This is a genomic window from Sulfitobacter sp. HGT1, assembly GCF_013282155.1.
GTDB lineage: Bacteria > Pseudomonadota > Alphaproteobacteria > Rhodobacterales > Rhodobacteraceae > Sulfitobacter.
In genome coordinates this window covers 295,439-312,294 of the sequence record NZ_BLWI01000012.1, presented here as the reverse complement: position 1 = coordinate 312,294, position 16,856 = coordinate 295,439, and the positions used below count along the sequence as shown (strand labels likewise).

Genomic DNA, 16,856 nt, shown 5'->3' with positions numbered 1-16,856 from the left:
CTAGAAATTGGCCGGGCCTGATATGCGATGTATCGGGTGGGGCCCGCTTAGGGAGACTGCACTTGACCAAGATTATTGATTTCCAAACCGACCCCTCGAAATACCGCCATTGGAAGATCGAATATGACGGTCCGATCGCGAATCTTTACATGGATGTCGATGAAAAAGGCGGGCTGTTCGAAGGCTATGAGCTGAAGCTGAATTCCTACGATCTGGGCGTTGATATCGAGCTGGCCGATATCGTGCAGCGGATGCGGTTCGAACACCCCGAAGTCAAAGTCGTGGTCATGCAGTCGGCCAAGGACAAAGTGTTTTGCGCCGGTGCAAACATCCGGATGTTGGGCGGTGCCGCGCATAGCCACAAGGTTAACTTTTGTAAGTTCACCAACGAGACCCGCAACACATTCGAGGCAGCGCTTGCCGACAGTGGCCAGAACTACATCTGCGCTGTCAAAGGGGCTTGCGCGGGTGGTGGTTATGAACTGGCGCTGGCGTGCAACTATATCATGCTGACCGATGACAGCACATCGTCGGTGTCCCTGCCCGAGGTACCTTTGTTGGCGGTTCTGCCGGGCACAGGCGGTCTGACCCGCGTCACAGATAAACGCATGGTGCGCCGTGACCGTGCCGATGTGTTCTGCTCGATCGAGGAAGGCATCAAGGGCAAGCGCGCCAAGGATTGGCGTCTGGTGGATGAAGTTATCCCGAATTCCAAGTTCAACGAAACCGTGGTCGAGCGGGCCAAGGAAATGGCTGCAAAGTCCACAAAGGCCGATGTGGCGCAGGGGATTGAACTGACACCGATCACGCGGACATTCGCGGCAGATGGCATCAGCTATTCCACTGTCGAAGTCGTTCTGAACCGCGATGCGAAACGTGCGACGGTGACGATCAAAGGCCCAGATGCGGCAGCCCCTGCGGATATGGATGCGCTGGCAGCACAAGGTGCGAATGCATGGATTTTGCGCTGCGCCCGAGAGCTGGACGATGCCATCCTGCACCTGCGCAACAATGAAAAAGAACTGGGCCTGATCGAATTCCAGACCCAAGGCGACCCTGAACTGCTGGTCGCGCATGAGGCGCTGTTGCTGGCCAACAAGGACCACTGGCTGGCCAATGAAATCCTGCAATACTGGAAGCGCCTGCTGAAACGTGTCGACATGACGTCGCGCAGCTTGGTCGCGATTGTCGAACACGGATCGTGCTTTGCCGGGCCTCTGGCCGAACTGCTCTGGTCAGTCGATCGCAGCTATATGATGCTTGAGGAGTTTGACGGCGATAACCGCCCCTTGGCGACAGTGACCCTGACCGACGGCAACTTTGGCACCTATAAAATGGGCAATGACCTGACCCGTCTTGAAACACGTTTCCTGGGTACGCCCGAAGACATCGCCAAGCTGGAAGCGCTGAAAGGTGAACCACTTGAGGCCGAGTCCGCCGACGAGGCCGGTTTGGTCACTTATGTCTATGACGACATCGATTGGGAGGACGAGGTGCGCCTGTTCATGGAAGAGCGCGCCAGCTTTAGCCCCGATGCAATGACGGGAATGGAAGCGAACCTGCGCTTTGCCGGCCCTGAAACGATGGAGACCCGCATTTTCGGCCGCCTGACCGCTTGGCAGAACTGGATTTTCCAGCGCCCGAACGCGGTAGGGCCAAATGGTGCGCTGCAACGCTACGGCACAGGCGTGCGTGGCGAATATAATATGGAACGTGTGTAACGGGCCCGGATTTTTCAAAAAATCCGTCCCAAAATCTTTGAAAGATTTTGCCCCACCGAGGAGAAAACGAATGCTCGACCTGATCAACGTAAGCTACGACACCCAGATCCCCAATAACGTGAACCTGAGCCAGGACAAGAAGGTGCTGAAGGCCCTTGAGAAATGGCACCCCGGATACATCAACTGGTGGAACGACCTGATCCCGCAGAACTTTCAGGAATCGATGGTGTATCTGCGCACAGCCGTGTCGGTAGACCCCAAAGGCTGGGCGAAATTCGACTATGTGAAGATGCCCGAATACCGTTGGGGTGTTCTGCTGGCCCCCGCCGTCGAAGATCGCAAGATCCCGATGGGTGAACATTACGGCGAACCCGCATGGCAGGAAGTGCCGGGCGAATACCGCAACATGCTCAAGCGCTTGATCGTCATTCAGGGCGATACCGAGCCGGGGTCTGTTGAGCAGCAACGCTTCCTTGGTCTGACCGCGCCGTCGCTTTATGACATGCGCAACCTGTTTCAGGTCAACGTCGAGGAAGGCCGCCACCTGTGGGCGATGGTCTATCTGCTGCAAAAGTATTTCGGTCGCGATGGCCGCGAAGAAGCGAATGATCTGCTGGTCCGGTCCTCGGGGTCCGAAGACAGCCCCCGCATGTTGGGTGCCTTTAACGAAGAGACGCCGGATTGGTTGTCCTTCTTCATGTTTACCTATTTCACCGACCGCGACGGCAAGATGCAGCTGGAATCTCTGGCGCAGTCCGGTTTCGATCCGTTGTCCCGCACCTGCCGTTTCATGCTGACCGAAGAAGCACACCACATGTTTGTCGGTGAAACCGGTGTGGGCCGCACCATTCAGGCAACGCTCGAGGCGATGAACAAGGCGGGCATCACCGACCCCTATGACATCAACAAGATCCGCGATCTGGGCGTCATTGACCTACCCACGATCCAGAAAAAGCTGAACCTGCACTATACCTTGTCGCTGGACCTGTTCGGCCAAGAGGTGTCCACCAACGCAGCGAACGCCTTCAACTACGGGATCAAGGGTCGCTATATGGAGCAGCGGATCGACGACGATCACAAGCTGCAAAACGACACCTATTCGGTGACCTCGGTCAAGGATGGCAAGATCATCACCGAAGACGTGCCTGCGCTGACCGCGATCAACATGCGTCTGCGTGACGACTATGTGCGTGATGCCGCCGGTGGTGTTGGCCGCTGGAACAAGCAGATCGCCAAGGCCGGCGTTGATTTCGAATTCAAGATGCCGCACGAAGGGTTCCACCGTCAGATCGGCGTGTTCAGCGCCGTGGCTGTTGACCCCGATGGCAACATCATGTCGTCTGACGAATGGCACAAGCGCAAGGACGAGTGGCTGCCGACCAAGGCGGATGGCGACTTTATCCAGTCGTTGATGGTACCGTGCTACGAGCAGGGCAAATACGCCAGCTGGATTGCGCCACCCAAGGTCGGGATCGACAACAAGCCCGGCGACTTTGAGTATGTAAAGTTGCACATGGCCTAAAGGGCGCGGTGGGGTACACCCACCCTACGAAGACAACACAGGTGGGTGGGCTTTGGTCCGCCCATCCGCACATAAAGCCGCAGGAGCCGTCGCCATGAACCAGCCCGTCAAACAGCACCTCATTGATCCCGAAATTTGCATCCGGTGCTATACCTGCGAGATGACATGTCCCGTGGGGGCCATCGAACATGACGACAACAATGTCGTGGTCAATTTCGATACCTGCAATTTCTGCATGGATTGCATTCCGGTCTGCCCCACGGGGTCGATTGATGAATGGCGCGTGGTTGATGTGCCCTATTCTCTGGAACAGCAGTACGAGATGGACGAGCTGCCCGATCAGGAAGACATTCAGGTCGCGACCCCGTCGGGCGACGAGGCTGACCCCATTGCGGCGCTGCTGGCCGAGGCGCATAAAGGGGCTGGCGGCAAGGCCAAGGCCCCCGCAACCGCCAGCAAGCCTGCCGTGAACATGTACAACCTTGGCAAGCCCGCCAAGATGAAGGTGCAGGGCAATTATCGTCTGACCGACGATCCGGACCATGACGTGCGCCACATCATCCTTGATCCCGGTGCGTTGCCGTTTCCGGTGCTCGAAGGGCAATCCGTCGGCATCATTCCCCCCGGCACCGATGCCGAGGGCAAGGCGCATCTGCCACGGCTATATTCCATATCCAGCCCGCGTGACGGCGAACGCCCCGGCTATCACAACATTTCACTGACCGTGAAACGCGAGGCCAAGGGGCTTGCGTCGAATTTCCTGTGCGACCTTGAAACCGGTGCCGAGGTCGAGGTGACAGGCCCCTTTGGTGCGACCTTCCTGATGCCCAGCGATCCGCAAGCGCATCTGTTGTTGATCTGTACCGGCACCGGGTCTGCGCCCATGCGTGCCTTTACCATGCAGCGTCAACGCAGCGGCGCGACAGGCGGCATGACCATGTTCTTTGGCGCGCGCACGCCCAAAAGCCTGCCCTATTTCGGCCCGCTCAAGAAGGTGCCCGAAAGCTTGATGAAGCAGCATCTGGTGTTCAGCCGCGAGGCTGGCAAGGACAAGGAATACGTTCAGGATCGCATCATTTCCGAACAGGATGCCGTGGCCGAACTTTTGGCGGATGACCGGACCTATATCTATATCTGCGGGTTGCGGGGCATGGAAGAAGGTGTTGAAAAGGCGATGACTTCAATCGCCGAAAGCATGGGGCAGCAATGGACCGCATTGCGCGATGCCATGCGTGAAGACGGCCGCTACCATGTGGAAACCTACTGAATGACCGATACCCCCTTTGTGCATGAAATCCGCGTAACCTGGGGCGATTGCGACCCTGCGCAAATCGCCTATACCGCGCGTTTGCCGTGGTTCGCGCTGGATGCCATCAATGCGTGGTGGGAGGAACATTTCGACGGTGAAGGTTGGTTCCAGATGGAAATCGACCGCAACATGGGCACGCCCTTCGTGAACCTGTCGATGGATTTCCGCAGCCCCGTCACCCCGCGCCACCGTTTGATGTGCGAGACCTATCCGACGCGGCTGGGCGAAAAGTCGATCACCTTCGGGATGAAAGCCTATCAAAACGAGGTGCTGTGTTTCACGGGCAGTTTCACCTGCGTGTTCACCCAAGCAGATGTGTTTAAAAGCATGCCCGCCCCCGACCGTATTCGCAAAGTGGTTGAGCCGTTGATCCGCGACGCCTGATGCACTTTTTTGCAGATTTTGGTTGATCCGTTGGGTTGACGGTCTAATCTTGCATTATTGTTCATTAAGGGATGCCTATGTCCGACACGGTTCTTCCGGCAAACCCCGGTGACGCATTAATTCAGCGGCTTGCGGCGCGGGTGCGTGATGCGCGTAAATCCAGAGGATTGCCAAGGCGCGTTCTGTCCGAGATGTCAGGCGTGTCGCCGCGCTATCTTGCCCAGCTTGAGGCGGGCGAAGGCAATATATCCGTCATTCTGTTGCAGCGGGTTGCAGCGGCGCTGGACCTCAAGGTCGAGACATTGCTGGCCGAGACTGTTCCGCTTGATCGTGACGTCGAGCGGGTCGCGCAATTGTTCAGCAAAGCCAGCGCCGATGTGCAGCAACAGGTCCGTGCGCTGCTGTCGACCCAAAGCCCCGCCGCCTTGCGGGCAGGGCGGATTTGTCTGATCGGTCTGCGTGGCGCTGGAAAATCAACGCTTGGAAAGCAGGCAGGCGAGGCGCTTGGCCTGCCGTTCGTCGAGTTGAACAAGGAAATCGAATCCGCGTCCGACATGCCCATCGCCGAAGTGATGGCGCTGTACGGGCAGGAAGGATATCGCGAGCTGGAAGCCGAGGCGCTGGACCGCGTGGGTGCCAAGCATGACCGGATGATTCTTGCGGTCGCAGGCGGGATCGTCGCCGAAAGCGCGACCTATGCCCGGCTTTTGCAGCGGTTTCATACCATCTGGGTCCACACCAGCCCTGCGGAATATATGCAGCGGGTGCGTGCCCAGGGGGATGTGCGCCCGATGGAGGGCAACCCGATCGCGATGACCCAGCTCAAGAACCTGTTGGACACGCGCACCCCGCTGTACGAGCGCGCGGATGCGCAGATCAATACATCCAACCGTCCGGTCAAAACCTCGTTGAAAGACCTGCTGCGTATCATCGAAAAGCGCCATTTTCTGGACGTGCACGACGGGTGACGGCATCGTCTGAAAGCCATGTGGTTTTGTACGGCCTTGGCAGCGCCAGCGCGGATTTGATTCAGGCGTTGTGCAAGGCGGGGGTCAAGACAACGGTGGTTGAACAAGACCCCGACGATGCGACCCGTGTGCGCGAGATTTTGGGCCGGCGGCTTGCTGACGCGACAGTTCCCGTAGCCACCATCGTGGGCCCGGCATGCAGCGTGTTTTTGTGCCGGTCGGTTGATGCATCCAAAGCGCCAAAGGGGGCGTTGGTTGTGGTGCTTGACGGGCCCCATGAATTGGCTGCCGTTCCAGATCAAACCCGTAGCGTTGCGATGGACCTATTTGACCCGCGACTGGTCGAAATCGATTTGGGAAGCGCCTCTGCCGACCGGCAAGCCGAAGCTGTTGCCTTTGCCAAGCTGCTGGGTGTTCCAGTCCTGCAAAGCACCGGGCATGCCTTCGCCGGAACGGTGTTGCAGGACGCCGCACTTGCTTTGGTGGATCGGCTGTTGCTTGTCGGGGTAACCCCGTGGGAGCTGGACGAAGCGTTGGAGGACGCGGGCTTTACCGAGGGGCTTTTAAAGGCGCAGGATCATATCGGCCTTGAAGTCGCCTTTGCCCGTCGCAGGATGGCAGGCACCGATCTGTTGGTGGCCGACCGCATGGTCCGCGAGGGCCGCTTGGGGCGGTCGATCGGCGTGGGGTGGTATCGCTACCCGGGCGGGGGCGGGGCCGTAATCGACCCGCTGATGGAAGACATGATCGTCGAGGAAGCCCGCTTTGCCCGGATCGCGGAGCTTGATATTTCCCCTCAAGACGCCGCCGGGGCGCTGATACTCGGCGTTATCAATGCGGCAAGTTCATTGCTACAGGAAGGCGTGTCGCTGGAAGAACTGGACCAGTTGGCGTTTTACAAACTGGGCCTGCCGCAGATCACGGCGCGCGCGCGCGCGATTGGATACACCGCGCTTGTGCAAAGGCTAAAGGCGCTGGAGCGTATCGACATAGGCCTATGGGGCGCGTCCCCTTGTCTGCCCCGGATTTTCGCGGCCTGACAGGAAGCCCGACACCAAAAAAGGGCCACGAAATCGCGGCCCCTTTCCCAAAATTATGTCGGTCGGTTTACATGGTCCACGCCATACGTGCCGGGTGGTATTCAAACCCGATGTGGTGACCTGCGCCAACCAGACCGTCTTTGGTGTGGTTGTACAGCGAACGCCAATACGGCTGGATCGTCACGCCTTCGCTCTGGATCATCGCTTCGCCTTCGGCCATCAGCTTGCGGCGTTCTTCGACGTCGGCCACGGACAAAGCTTTGGTCAGCAAGGCGTCGAATTCGGGGTTGGACCAACCGAATTCATTCCATGCTTCACCCGAACGATAGGCCAGCGCCCAGATTTGCACACCCAAGGGCCGCGCATTCCAGTTGGTCGAGGAGAACGGGTATTTCGTCCAGTCGTTCCAGAAGGTGGAACCGGGCAAGATCGTCCGCTTTACCTTGATCCCTGCATCGCGCAGCTGTGCGGCAACCGCATCGGTGGTGTCCTTGCGCCACGCATCGTCGATCGAAAACAGCTCGTGTTCGAAATCGGCCATGCCTGCCTCGTCCATCAACGCCTTGGCGGCGGCAGGATCGACCTTGCGCGGAGGAAGTTCTGCGTATTCAGGGTGCATGGGGCCGACATGGTGGTTTTCCGCAACCAGACCGCGCCCGGCATAGCCAAGTTCGAGCAGGACAGCGTTATCAACGGCCATCGCAATCGCCTGACGCACACGTTTGTCGGCATAAGGCATTTTGCCGTCAACTTCGGCCAGCTGGTTGGGACGCACGACGATGGTCGCAGCCGTGGCGATTTCGTTTTCGTTCCAGCCGTCCAGCGTGCTGAACACGTCGATGAATTCACCCTCGATCGAATAGGTCGCGTCGATCTCGTCGGCCTCGGCCGCCGCAACAAAGGCGGAAGGGTCTGTGCCGTAATCGACGTATTCCAACCGGTCGATGTAGGGGCCGCCATAGACTTCGGTGCCCCACCATGTGTGGTCGGCGTTCTTGACCAAGACACTTTTGACCCCGACCTCGAGGGATTCAGGCAGGTAGGCACCTGTGCCAACCGGATTATCCAGCATCGTTTCCGCGTCGAACCCTTCGGGGACGATTGCGGCAGGATAGTCGGCCATACCCGGGATCAAGGTGATGTCGGGACGTGGCAGCATCAGCTTGACCGTGTGATCGTCCACCGCAACGATCGCACCTTCGATCGCTTTGCCTGTGGCCTCGTCTACCAGTGTCGCAAACCGGCCGGCCATCGAGTTGCCTTCGACGGATTTGTCACACCATCCTTCGATGTTGCGCACAACGTCGGCAGACGTAAAGGCGGTGCCATTGTTCCACATCACACCCTTGCGGACATGCAGTGTATATTCAGTGGCATCATCGTTGATTTCCCAGCTTTCCAGCAGGGCGGGGGTGAATGTACCGTCGTTTTCCCAGATGGCGAGATATTCCAGCCAGCCGCGCGAGAAGTTCGCGATCTGGGACCAGTCATAGGTGCGGGGGTCTTTGAGGGCGCGCACTTCCATTTGCATCCGCACGGTACCACCTTCCTTGTGGGCGGCAGCGCTTGCCGGTGTGGGCAGGCCAATCATCGCATAGGCGGTGGCAGTGGTTGCTCCAAACGCGCTTGCCAGCGCCAGAAATTCGCGGCGGTTTACCGGGTCTGTCTTGGCTGCCTCGGCAGAGTTCAGAATGGCTTGTGGCAGGGGTTTACCAGTACGGGTCAAAAAACTCATGATCTTCCTCTCTGTTGATGTGGCCACGTCTTTTGCCGTTCGCCACTTTCGATACCCAAAAGGTCGAAGCCCAAAGGATGGTGATGCAGTTGATCTGCGCTCGTTGCTTGATAGAAACTAAGCTTGGCCGGTCGAGTGTCAACTTTGAGGTTCCATGCGTCAAGGCTGGAGCGGGCCCAAAACCGGGCGAACCTTTGGAAATAGGGGGAGAGGCCGTGGTAATTTCGGTTGACGTTACGGAAAGCGGGCGTGGATGACCCGAAATCAGCACCGCGATGGGCAAAGCCGGGGTTTCGGGGGTTTCATCGGTGACGTTGTGGGGAAGCCTAAGGAAGCGCTGGCGCGCTGCACGATATTTTGCATCTGCCAGAGGCAGATGCGTGCCTCCGGCGGGGATATTTGAGAGCCAGAGAAGTCAGGATGTCGTGTTTTGCCGTGCTGTGGTCAACAGGGTTTTGAGCCTGTCCAGATCACCGATTTCATTCGCGAAAATCAGCACCAGTCGCGCGTTCAGCGCGTGGCTTTCGGTTTCATCGAGGCCTTCATGGGCATCCATGAGCGCGTTGTAGAAGGCGTCTGCATCGCGGCCGAGCTTGTCATCGAGGATCATAATGTTGCTCCCAGAGCGCGGTCGCGGGCCGCGATGATTGCGGTTGGGTCTGGGGTGTCGAACACCGCGCAGACATGGCCGTCGGGGCGCAGAAGGTAGATTTTAACTGTGCCATAGCGGGTTTCGACATGCCCGTCTTCGGAGCGGTAGCAGGGGTAGTCGTTGGATTGGTTGATGCCGATCCGTGCGATGCCTGCAATATCGGGAAGATATGCCGGGCCAGCGGTCAAAAGGGTGAAGCTGCCCTGTGCTTTGGACAACAGCCAGGCCGGGCCCTGCGCGTCCAGGATCGGGGCGTCGAGCAGCGGTGTGCCGGGTGGAACCGGGGCATCCCCCGGGGTTTGCAGCGGGGATTCGGCAAGGGTACAGGGTTGGGACAGCCTGCCGGAGTTGATCAGTTTGCGGGCAAAGGGGTGATCGGCGGCGAGGTCGAGCACCTGATCGCGAAAGAGGGCTTCGATCGGGGATTTGGGGGTCATGAAATTCGTCGCGCGCGACGAGTTCAGGATGTTTTCGGCAGAGCCGTGCACCCGTTCGGTGTTATAGGTCTCGAGCAGCGATTGCGCGGCCTTGCCTTGCAATACAGCGGCGAGTTTCCAGCCCAGATTGTCCAGATCCTGAATGCCACCGTTGCCGCCACGCGCGCCAAAGGGGCTGACCACATGGGCGCTGTCGCCGACAAAGATCACGCGGTTATGCACGAAGCGGTCCAGTTTGGCGCAGCGGAATTTATAGACGCTCATCCAGTCGAGGCGGAAGGGGGTGTCGCCAACGATGGCCTTGATGCGGGGGATGACTTTGGCTTCGGTCGCTTCTATCTGCGGGTCGGTGTCGGGGCCGAGTTGCAGGTCGATGCGGTAGATATTGTCGGGCTGTTTGTGCAACAGCGCGGATTGGCCGTTGTGGAAAGGCGGATTGAACCAGAACCACCGTTCGGGCGTGTCGTGGTTGCCGAAGGGCGAGGTTTCCATTTCCACGTCAACGATCAGGAAATGTTCCTCGAAGGTTTGGCCCTTGAACGGCAGGTCCATGCGGGTGCGTGTTGCCGATCCTGCGCCGTCGCAGGCGAGGTAGTAGTCAGCCTCGAGCGTGTAGTTGCCGTCGGGGGTGGTGATGTCGAGGGTGACGTGGTCGCCGTGATCGGCGTGGTCTGTGACCTTGTTGAGGAAACGCAGGTCGATCAGGTCGGGGAAGTCTTGCGCGCGTTCGGCGAGGTATTGTTCGACATAATATTGCTGCAAGTTGATGAAGGCGGGGTATTTATGGCCCGGTTCGGGCAGCAGATCAAAGGCGTAGACTTGTTCGTTGTGGTGGAAATTGCGGCCCACTTTCCATGTCACGCCTTTGGCCAGCATCCGTTCGCCAACGCCAAGACGGTCAAAGATTTCGAGCGTCCGTTTCGCCCAGCAGATCGCGCGCGACCCCACCGACACCACATTGTTATCGTCCAGCACAACGGAGGCGATTCCCTGTTGTGCCAGATCGATCGCCATGGCCAGCCCAATGGGGCCTGCGCCCACGATGACGACGCGGTGCCGTGGTTCGGGCTGTGTCAGGCCGGGGGGTGGCGTGTAGGGGAAAGGGGCGTAGTCGTAGGCCATTGTCTGTTCCGATCAGCTTTGCAGTTGTTCCCACATTTCGATGTCGCGCTTGTCGGTCCAGATGCGGGGGTGGCTGATGCCGCGGGCTTCGTCATAGGCGCGGGCGACGTTGAAGGGCAGGCAATGTTCGTAGATCGCGTAATCGGCGAATTTCGGGTCACATTCGGCGCGTACGGCATCCCATGCGTCTTTTAGCGTGCCGTTGCGCGCTGCGACGCGGGCGGCGGGGCGGTAGGTGCTTTCGACAAAGTCGCGGGTGTTTTCGATGGCGGCGTTGACCATGTCGGCACCGACCAGCGCGTCACCACGACCCGGCGCGATGGCCGAGACATCATAGGCTTTGATCGCGTCCAGCGTATTGCCCCAATCGGCGAAATAGCCGTCGCCGCAGTAGCAGGCAGAGTGATATTCGACGATGTCACCGGTAAACATGACGTTTTCATCGGGGACATGAACCACGATATCGCCAGCGGTGTGGGCGCGACCCAAGTGCATCAGGTCAACGCGGCGGTTGCCAAGGTAGACGGTCATGCGGTCGTTGAAGGTGGTGGTGGGGTAGGTCAGGCCGGGGATGGATTCATGGCCCTCGAACAGGCGGGGGAAGCGTTGGAATTCGCTGTCCCAGTCTTCCTGCCCGCGTTCATTGACCATGCCACGTGCCATTTCGGACATGATGATCTGGTCTGCGTTGAAAGCCGAGGCCCCGAGGACGCGCACGGCGTGGTAGTGGGTCAGCACGACATGGCTGATGGGCTTGTCGGTGACTTCGCGGACTTTTTCGATGACCTTGTTGGCAAGGCGTGGGGTAGCTTGGGCCTCGATGATCATGACGCTGTCATCGCCGATGATCACGCCGGAGTTCGGGTCGCCTTCGGCGGTGAAGGCCCAGAGGTCTTGGCCCACTTCGGTGAAGGAGATTTTCTTTTCGGTCATATCCCCTTGGGAGGCGAATTTCTTGGACATTGGTGTTCCTTTTTGAACGTCGGTGCGCGGGGCGATCTGGGATGCCTCCGGCGGGAGTTTATCTGGCAAAATGAAGCGGGGTCAGGAGAGGGTTTTCGCGGGGAGGATCGTGCCGGAGCAGGCCCCGAACCCGATGCGGTAGCCGTCACCCTGGGCGTGGCCGGTGAGGATCATGGTGTCGCCGTCCTCGACAAAGCTGCGGGTGGTGCCATCGGACAGGGTGATCGGTTCCTTGCCGCCCCAGCTGAGTTCCAGCAGGCTGCCGCGTTCGTTTTTCTCGGGGCCGGAGATGGTGCCGGAGCCGAGCAGATCGCCCGCGTTCATCGAACAGCCCGAAGATGCGTGGTGGGCCAGTTGCTGGGGAGCAGAGTAATACATCGTATTGTAATTGGTCCGCGCGAGGACTTCCTGCGTGCCACCCTGGGGCTGGATCAGCACCGACAGGTCGATGTCATAGAGCATCGGTTTTGGTTCTTGCAGATAGGGGAGGAGTTCCTTTTCCCGCTCGGGCGTCGAGGTGCGGAAGGGTTCAAGCGCTGCGGTTGTCACGATCCAGGGAGAGATGGAGGTGGCAAACGCTTTGGCCTGGAACGGGCCGAGCGGCTGGTATTCCCACGCTTGAATGTCGCGCGCGGACCAATCGTTGAGCAGGACATAGCCAAAGATCATTTCATCGGCTTCCGCGACGCTGATGGTATCGCCCATTTCGGTAGAGGTGCCGACGATGGCCCCCATCTCGAGTTCGATATCAAGGCGCTTGCAGGGACCAAAGCTCGGCGCATCGGCGTCAGGGGCCTTTAGCTGCCCGTTGGGGCGGCGGATATCGGTGCCCGAAACAACCACGGTCGAGGCGCGGCCGTTATAGCCGATGGGAATGTGCAGCCAGTTCGGTGGCAACGCGTTTTCGGCACCGCGAAACATGGTGCCTACATTGGTGGCGTGGTGGCGGCCTGCGTAGAAATCGGTGTATTCCGAGACCACCAGCGGCATGTGCAGGCGGATGTCGGACATCGGCACAAGATGCGGTGCGACTTTGGCCTGATCTGCGCTGCCGGAGGACAGCAGTTCGATCAAGCGCGCGCGCAGGGTCGCCCATGCTTTAGGGCCAAGGTCCATCACGTCGTTCCAGTAGGGGACGTCAAAGACCGGATCGAAATGCAGCAAAACCAGATCTTCGGCCTCGAGGGCTGCCATATCCAGCACCATGTCACCAATGGCCACTCCGCAACGTGGCTCAAGGCTGTCGGTCGAGAACACGCCGTAGGGCAGGTTGTTGAGAGGGAAATCGGTGTCGGCGCTGTTCGCGCTTTCCACCCATGAAGTGAGTAGGGTCATGGTCAGTCCTTGAATTCTTGTGCCTGCGCAGTCTGTGCGTCAGCGATTATTTCTTGCCCGGTGTGCCGTCGAACTTTTTCTCGAGGTTGTCCCAGCAGTCGATGTAGTCATCCTGCAAAGGGGCCTCTTTCGCTGCGAATTCGGTCAGGTGTTGCGGGAACCGCGTTTCGAACATGAAAGACATGGTGTTGTCGAGCTTTTCCGCTTTCAGGTCCGCGTTGGACGCACCTTCGAAGGCATTTTTGTCGGGGCCGTGGGGCAGCATCATGTTGTGCAGGGACAGGCCGCCGGGGATGAACCCTTTGGGTTTGGCATCGTATTGGCCATAGATGTTGCCCATCATTTCGGACATCACGTTTTTATGGTACCATGGGGGGCGGAAAGTGTCTTCGGCGACCATCCAGCGTTCGCGAAACAGGACAAAGTCGATGTTCGCGGTGCCTTCGACGCCGGACGCTGCGGTCAGCACGGTAAAGATCGACGGGTCGGGATGGTCGAACAGCACCGCGCCGACGGGACAATAGGTGCGCAGGTCGTATTTCACGGGTGCGTAATTGCCATGCCACGCGACGACGTCCAAAGGTGAATGGCCGATCTTGGTTTCGTGGAACTGGCCGCACCATTTGATGGTGACGGTTGAGGGTGCGTCGCGGTCTTCGAAAGCGGCGACGGGGGTCTTGAAATCCCGGCGGTTGGCCATGCAATTGGCACCGATGGGGCCGCGACCGGGCAGTTCGAATTTCTGACCGTAGTTTTCGCAGACAAAGCCGCGCGCCGGGCCTTCGATCACTTCGACGCGGTAGACCAGACCGCGCGGGATGATCGCGATTTCCTTTGGTTCAAGGTCGATCACGCCCAGTTCGGTGCAAAAGCGCAAACGGCCTTCCTGCGGGACAATCAGCAATTCACTGTCAGCGGAGTAAAAATACGCGTCGACCATGCTGTCGGTGACCAGATAGATGTGGCTGGCCATGCCGACCTGGGTGTTCACATCACCTGCGGTGGTCATGGTGCGCATGCCGGTCAGCCATGTAAGTTTCTCGGTCGAATGCGGCACCGGATCCCAGCGATACTGGCCAAGGCTGGTCACATCCTGCGGGATATGCGGCGCGGATTTCCAATAGGGTAGGTCGATTTTTTCGTAACGGTGTGAATGCTTTACCGAAGGCCGGATGCGGTAGCACCATGTGCGTTCGTTCTGGTGGCTGGGGGCGGTGAACGCGGTGCCTGACAGTTGTTCGCCATACAGACCGTAATTGCATTTTTGCGGGCTGTTCATGCCTTGGGGCAGGGCACCGGGCAGGGCTTCGGTCTCAAAATCATTACCGAAACCGGGCATGTAGCCGATGGTTGTTCCCATCGGGCTGGTGGCGGATGTCAGGTCTGATGGGGTTACTTGGCGGTTCACGAAAGCCTCCCTTGCAAAATATGTTGCGTTTGTAATAGTTGTTTTTGTAACTAACAAGCGGTCCGTTTACATGCCTGACGACAATTTCCAGTTAAATCAGTTCCTGCCCTATCTGTTGAACCAGGCAGCCGAGGCAAGCAGTCTGGAGTTCCAGCAAATCTATAAAGACCGCTACGGGATGCTGAGGACTGAATGGCGGGTGCTGTTCCATCTGGGGTTGTACGGGCGCATGACCGCAAGCGAGATCGGCGCGCGTGCCAATATGCACAAGACCAAGATCAGCCGCGCGGTGCAAAAACTGACCGAGCGCCGGTTTGTGACGCGCGCGCGCGATGATGCCGACCGCAGGGTCGAACATCTGGCCCTGACGGCACAGGGGCAGGCGGCTTATGACGATCTGCATCAGGTTGCCCAGCGGTATGACTGGGATTTGACCGCAGATTTGAACGAGGCGGAACGGGCAGCGCTGAAAAAGATGTTGGTGAAACTGTCGGGCAAACGTCCTGCGGGCTTTACTTGAGCCGTGCTTGGCGTCACCGATAGCGGATGAATGATCAAGCCCGCGGCCTTTTGATTACCCTGATCGGCATCCTGTGTGTGGTGCCGGATTCGCTGTTTGTGCGGCTGATCGATGCGGCCCCGTTGACGATCGCCTTTTGGCGGCTGGCACTGGCGGGCGGTTTGATTTGCTGTTGGATTTTGCTGACCAAAGGAACGGGGCCGTTTCGGGCGGTGCTGAAAACTGGCCGTTACGGTTTGGTATATATGGTCGGCACCGGGGCAAGCGGGGTCTTGTTTGTGCTGGCGGTCAGTCTGACGTCGGTTGCCAATGTGGTGTTTATTCTTGCGTCGTTACCTATCTTCGCCACGGTCTATAGCCGGATATTTCTGGCCGAACCGATCAGCCGGCGCATGTTGATCACCATTGCTGTTGTCATGGTCGGCATCGCGATCATTGCCTACGGATCGGGGGAAACGGCCCATGCGAGCCTTGTCGGGGATTTGCTTGCGCTGGCGGTGTCCGCCTTGTTTGCGGCGGGTCTGACAGCGGCGCGCCACGCAAAGGCCATTTCGATGGTGCCGGGGGTGGGGTTGGCCTATCTGATCGGTGCCGCGTTGATCGCGCCTTTTGCGCATCCACTGGCTATGCCGGTTGATCAGGCACCGCTGGTGCTAACCCACGGTGTGTTCATCATGTTCAGCTCGATGTTTCTTGCGCTTGGTCCGCGCTACATCACCTCGGCCGAGGTCGGGTTGCTGGTGTTGCTGGAATCGGTGCTTGCACCGCTGCTGGTCTGGGCTGTGGTGGGCGAAGACCCGGGCCGCTATGCGCTGGTCGGCGGGTCAGTGGTCATTGCGGCGCTATTCGCGTCGAACATGATCGCCCTGACCCGCCGGAAACGGATCAGAAGTTGATTTCAACGCCCGGCAATTTCAGCGCCTTCATCAGGTCGCGCAGTTCCTGACGGGCTGCCACGTTCGAGATGTTCAACTGTTTGACGCCAATGTCCTTGAGGTCCAGCAGGGTCAGCCCGCGCGGGAACAATTCACGGAAAATCACACGCTCGTTAAAGCCGGGCGCGATGCGGAATCCGATGCGTTTGCTCAGGTTGAGGATGGCGCGTTCCATCTTGTCTTTGTTGACCATGCGCTGCGCGCCCATGCGGTTGCGCACGACGATCCAGTCAATCGGGTCAAGCCCGGCTTGGGCACGCAGTTGCCGCGCGTTCCAGACCATTTCGGAATAGACCGACGGGCCGGTGATCTTGTCGCCGCTGGCGTCGGTATGGGCCAGCAGGTCAAAGTCGATAAAGCTGTCGTTCAGCGGCGTGATCAGCGTATCGGCCAGCGAATGTGCAACCTGGCTCAGCCGTGTGTGCGAGCCGGGGCAGTCGATCAGGATGAAATCGCTCACTGGTTCAAGTTCGGCAATCGCGGCGCTCAGGCGGTGATCGTAAATGTTTTCACCGGGCTTGAGGGCGTCTGCTTCGACTTCGGGCAGCTCGTGCATGACGGGGGAAGGCAGATCAAGTTCAGCCGACGCAAGAAAGGATTTGCGGTTATCAACGAAGCGCCCGAAGGTGCGCTGGCGCAGGTCCAGGTCCAAGACGCTGGTCTTGTGGCCCATCCGCGCAAGGGCGGTCGCGACATGCATTGAAACGGTCGATTTGCCCGCTCCGCCTTTTTCATTTCCGACGACGATAATATGCGCCATTGCAAGCTGTCCCTTTTACTCCCCGACTTTGCCGGGGCCACATTG

The 16,856-nt window shown here is 58.9% G+C and carries 15 protein-coding genes; 8 read left to right on the top strand and 7 right to left on the bottom strand.

What is annotated here, in order from left to right; translation table 11 throughout:
• Positions 1–62 precede the first annotated feature (62 nt).
• The 6 genes from boxC to HGT1_RS14995 all read left to right on the top strand — a co-directional run bounded on the left by boxC (position 63) and on the right by HGT1_RS14995 (position 6,944).
• Positions 63–1,721 (top strand): 2,3-epoxybenzoyl-CoA dihydrolase, encoded by a 1,659-nt coding sequence (gene boxC, locus HGT1_RS15020; protein WP_176250757.1) that lies wholly within the window; start codon positions 63–65, stop codon positions 1,719–1,721.
• Between the two features lie 70 nt (positions 1,722–1,791).
• Complete coding sequence (boxB, locus tag HGT1_RS15015; RefSeq protein WP_176250756.1) at positions 1,792–3,243, top strand: benzoyl-CoA 2,3-epoxidase subunit BoxB; 1,452 nt, start codon at positions 1,792–1,794, stop codon at positions 3,241–3,243.
• Between the two features lie 94 nt (positions 3,244–3,337).
• Positions 3,338–4,510: a benzoyl-CoA 2,3-epoxidase subunit BoxA gene (boxA, locus tag HGT1_RS15010; protein WP_176250755.1), complete on the top strand. Its 1,173-nt coding sequence runs from the start codon at positions 3,338–3,340 to the stop codon at positions 4,508–4,510.
• On the top strand, positions 4,511–4,936 hold the full coding sequence (locus HGT1_RS15005; protein WP_176250754.1) for a thioesterase family protein: 426 nt from the start codon (positions 4,511–4,513) through the stop codon (positions 4,934–4,936).
• 77 nt (positions 4,937–5,013) lie between these two features.
• Positions 5,014–5,904, top strand: coding sequence for a helix-turn-helix transcriptional regulator (locus tag HGT1_RS15000; protein WP_176250753.1), 891 nt, complete (start codon positions 5,014–5,016; stop codon positions 5,902–5,904).
• Entirely contained in the window at positions 5,901–6,944 is a 1,044-nt protein-coding gene (locus HGT1_RS14995) for a 3-hydroxyacyl-CoA dehydrogenase family protein (protein WP_176250752.1), read from the top strand. The genes HGT1_RS15000 and HGT1_RS14995 overlap by 4 nt, the downstream gene beginning before the upstream one ends.
• A 67-nt stretch (positions 6,945–7,011) precedes the next feature.
• Here the strand turns inward: HGT1_RS14995 and HGT1_RS14990 are convergent, their stop codons facing one another.
• The 6 genes from HGT1_RS14990 to hmgA all read right to left on the bottom strand — a co-directional run bounded on the left by HGT1_RS14990 (position 7,012) and on the right by hmgA (position 14,548).
• Positions 7,012–8,679: an ABC transporter substrate-binding protein gene (locus HGT1_RS14990; RefSeq protein ID WP_176250751.1), complete on the bottom strand. Its 1,668-nt coding sequence runs from the start codon at positions 8,677–8,679 to the stop codon at positions 7,012–7,014.
• A 415-nt stretch (positions 8,680–9,094) separates the two neighbouring features.
• Positions 9,095–9,289: a DUF2783 domain-containing protein gene (locus HGT1_RS14985; RefSeq protein WP_176250750.1), complete on the bottom strand. Its 195-nt coding sequence runs from the start codon at positions 9,287–9,289 to the stop codon at positions 9,095–9,097.
• On the bottom strand, positions 9,286–10,890 hold the full coding sequence (locus HGT1_RS14980; protein WP_176250749.1) for an FAD-dependent oxidoreductase: 1,605 nt from the start codon (positions 10,888–10,890) through the stop codon (positions 9,286–9,288). The genes HGT1_RS14985 and HGT1_RS14980 overlap by 4 nt, the downstream gene beginning before the upstream one ends.
• A gap of 12 nt (positions 10,891–10,902) precedes the next feature.
• The gene (locus tag HGT1_RS14975) at positions 10,903–11,853 is read right to left on the bottom strand and encodes an MBL fold metallo-hydrolase (protein ID WP_176250748.1); all 951 of its coding nucleotides are present in this window, start codon (positions 11,851–11,853) and stop codon (positions 10,903–10,905) included.
• 81 nt (positions 11,854–11,934) lie between these two features.
• Complete coding sequence (gene fahA, locus HGT1_RS14970) at positions 11,935–13,188, bottom strand: fumarylacetoacetase (RefSeq protein ID WP_176250747.1); 1,254 nt, start codon at positions 13,186–13,188, stop codon at positions 11,935–11,937.
• Between the two features lie 46 nt (positions 13,189–13,234).
• A complete protein-coding gene (hmgA, locus tag HGT1_RS14965) occupies positions 13,235–14,548 on the bottom strand; it encodes a homogentisate 1,2-dioxygenase (protein WP_217902988.1) in 1,314 nt (437 codons plus the stop codon).
• Positions 14,549–14,666: 118 nt separating this feature from the next.
• Between hmgA and HGT1_RS14960 the strand changes: the two genes are divergently transcribed.
• Entirely contained in the window at positions 14,667–15,116 is a 450-nt protein-coding gene (locus tag HGT1_RS14960) for a MarR family winged helix-turn-helix transcriptional regulator (protein WP_176250745.1), read from the top strand.
• A gap of 26 nt (positions 15,117–15,142) precedes the next feature.
• Positions 15,143–16,012, top strand: a complete 870-nt coding sequence (locus tag HGT1_RS14955; protein WP_176250744.1) for a DMT family transporter — start codon at positions 15,143–15,145, stop codon at positions 16,010–16,012.
• On the opposite strand, the gene HGT1_RS14950 is transcribed toward HGT1_RS14955, so the two are convergent.
• Positions 16,002–16,811 carry a division plane positioning ATPase MipZ gene (locus HGT1_RS14950; RefSeq protein WP_176250743.1) on the bottom strand — a complete coding sequence of 270 codons (810 nt, stop codon included), beginning with the start codon at positions 16,809–16,811 and terminating at the stop codon, positions 16,002–16,004. The two genes, HGT1_RS14955 and HGT1_RS14950, sit on opposite strands and share 11 nt — an antisense overlap.
• Between the last annotated feature and the right edge of the window lie 45 nt (positions 16,812–16,856).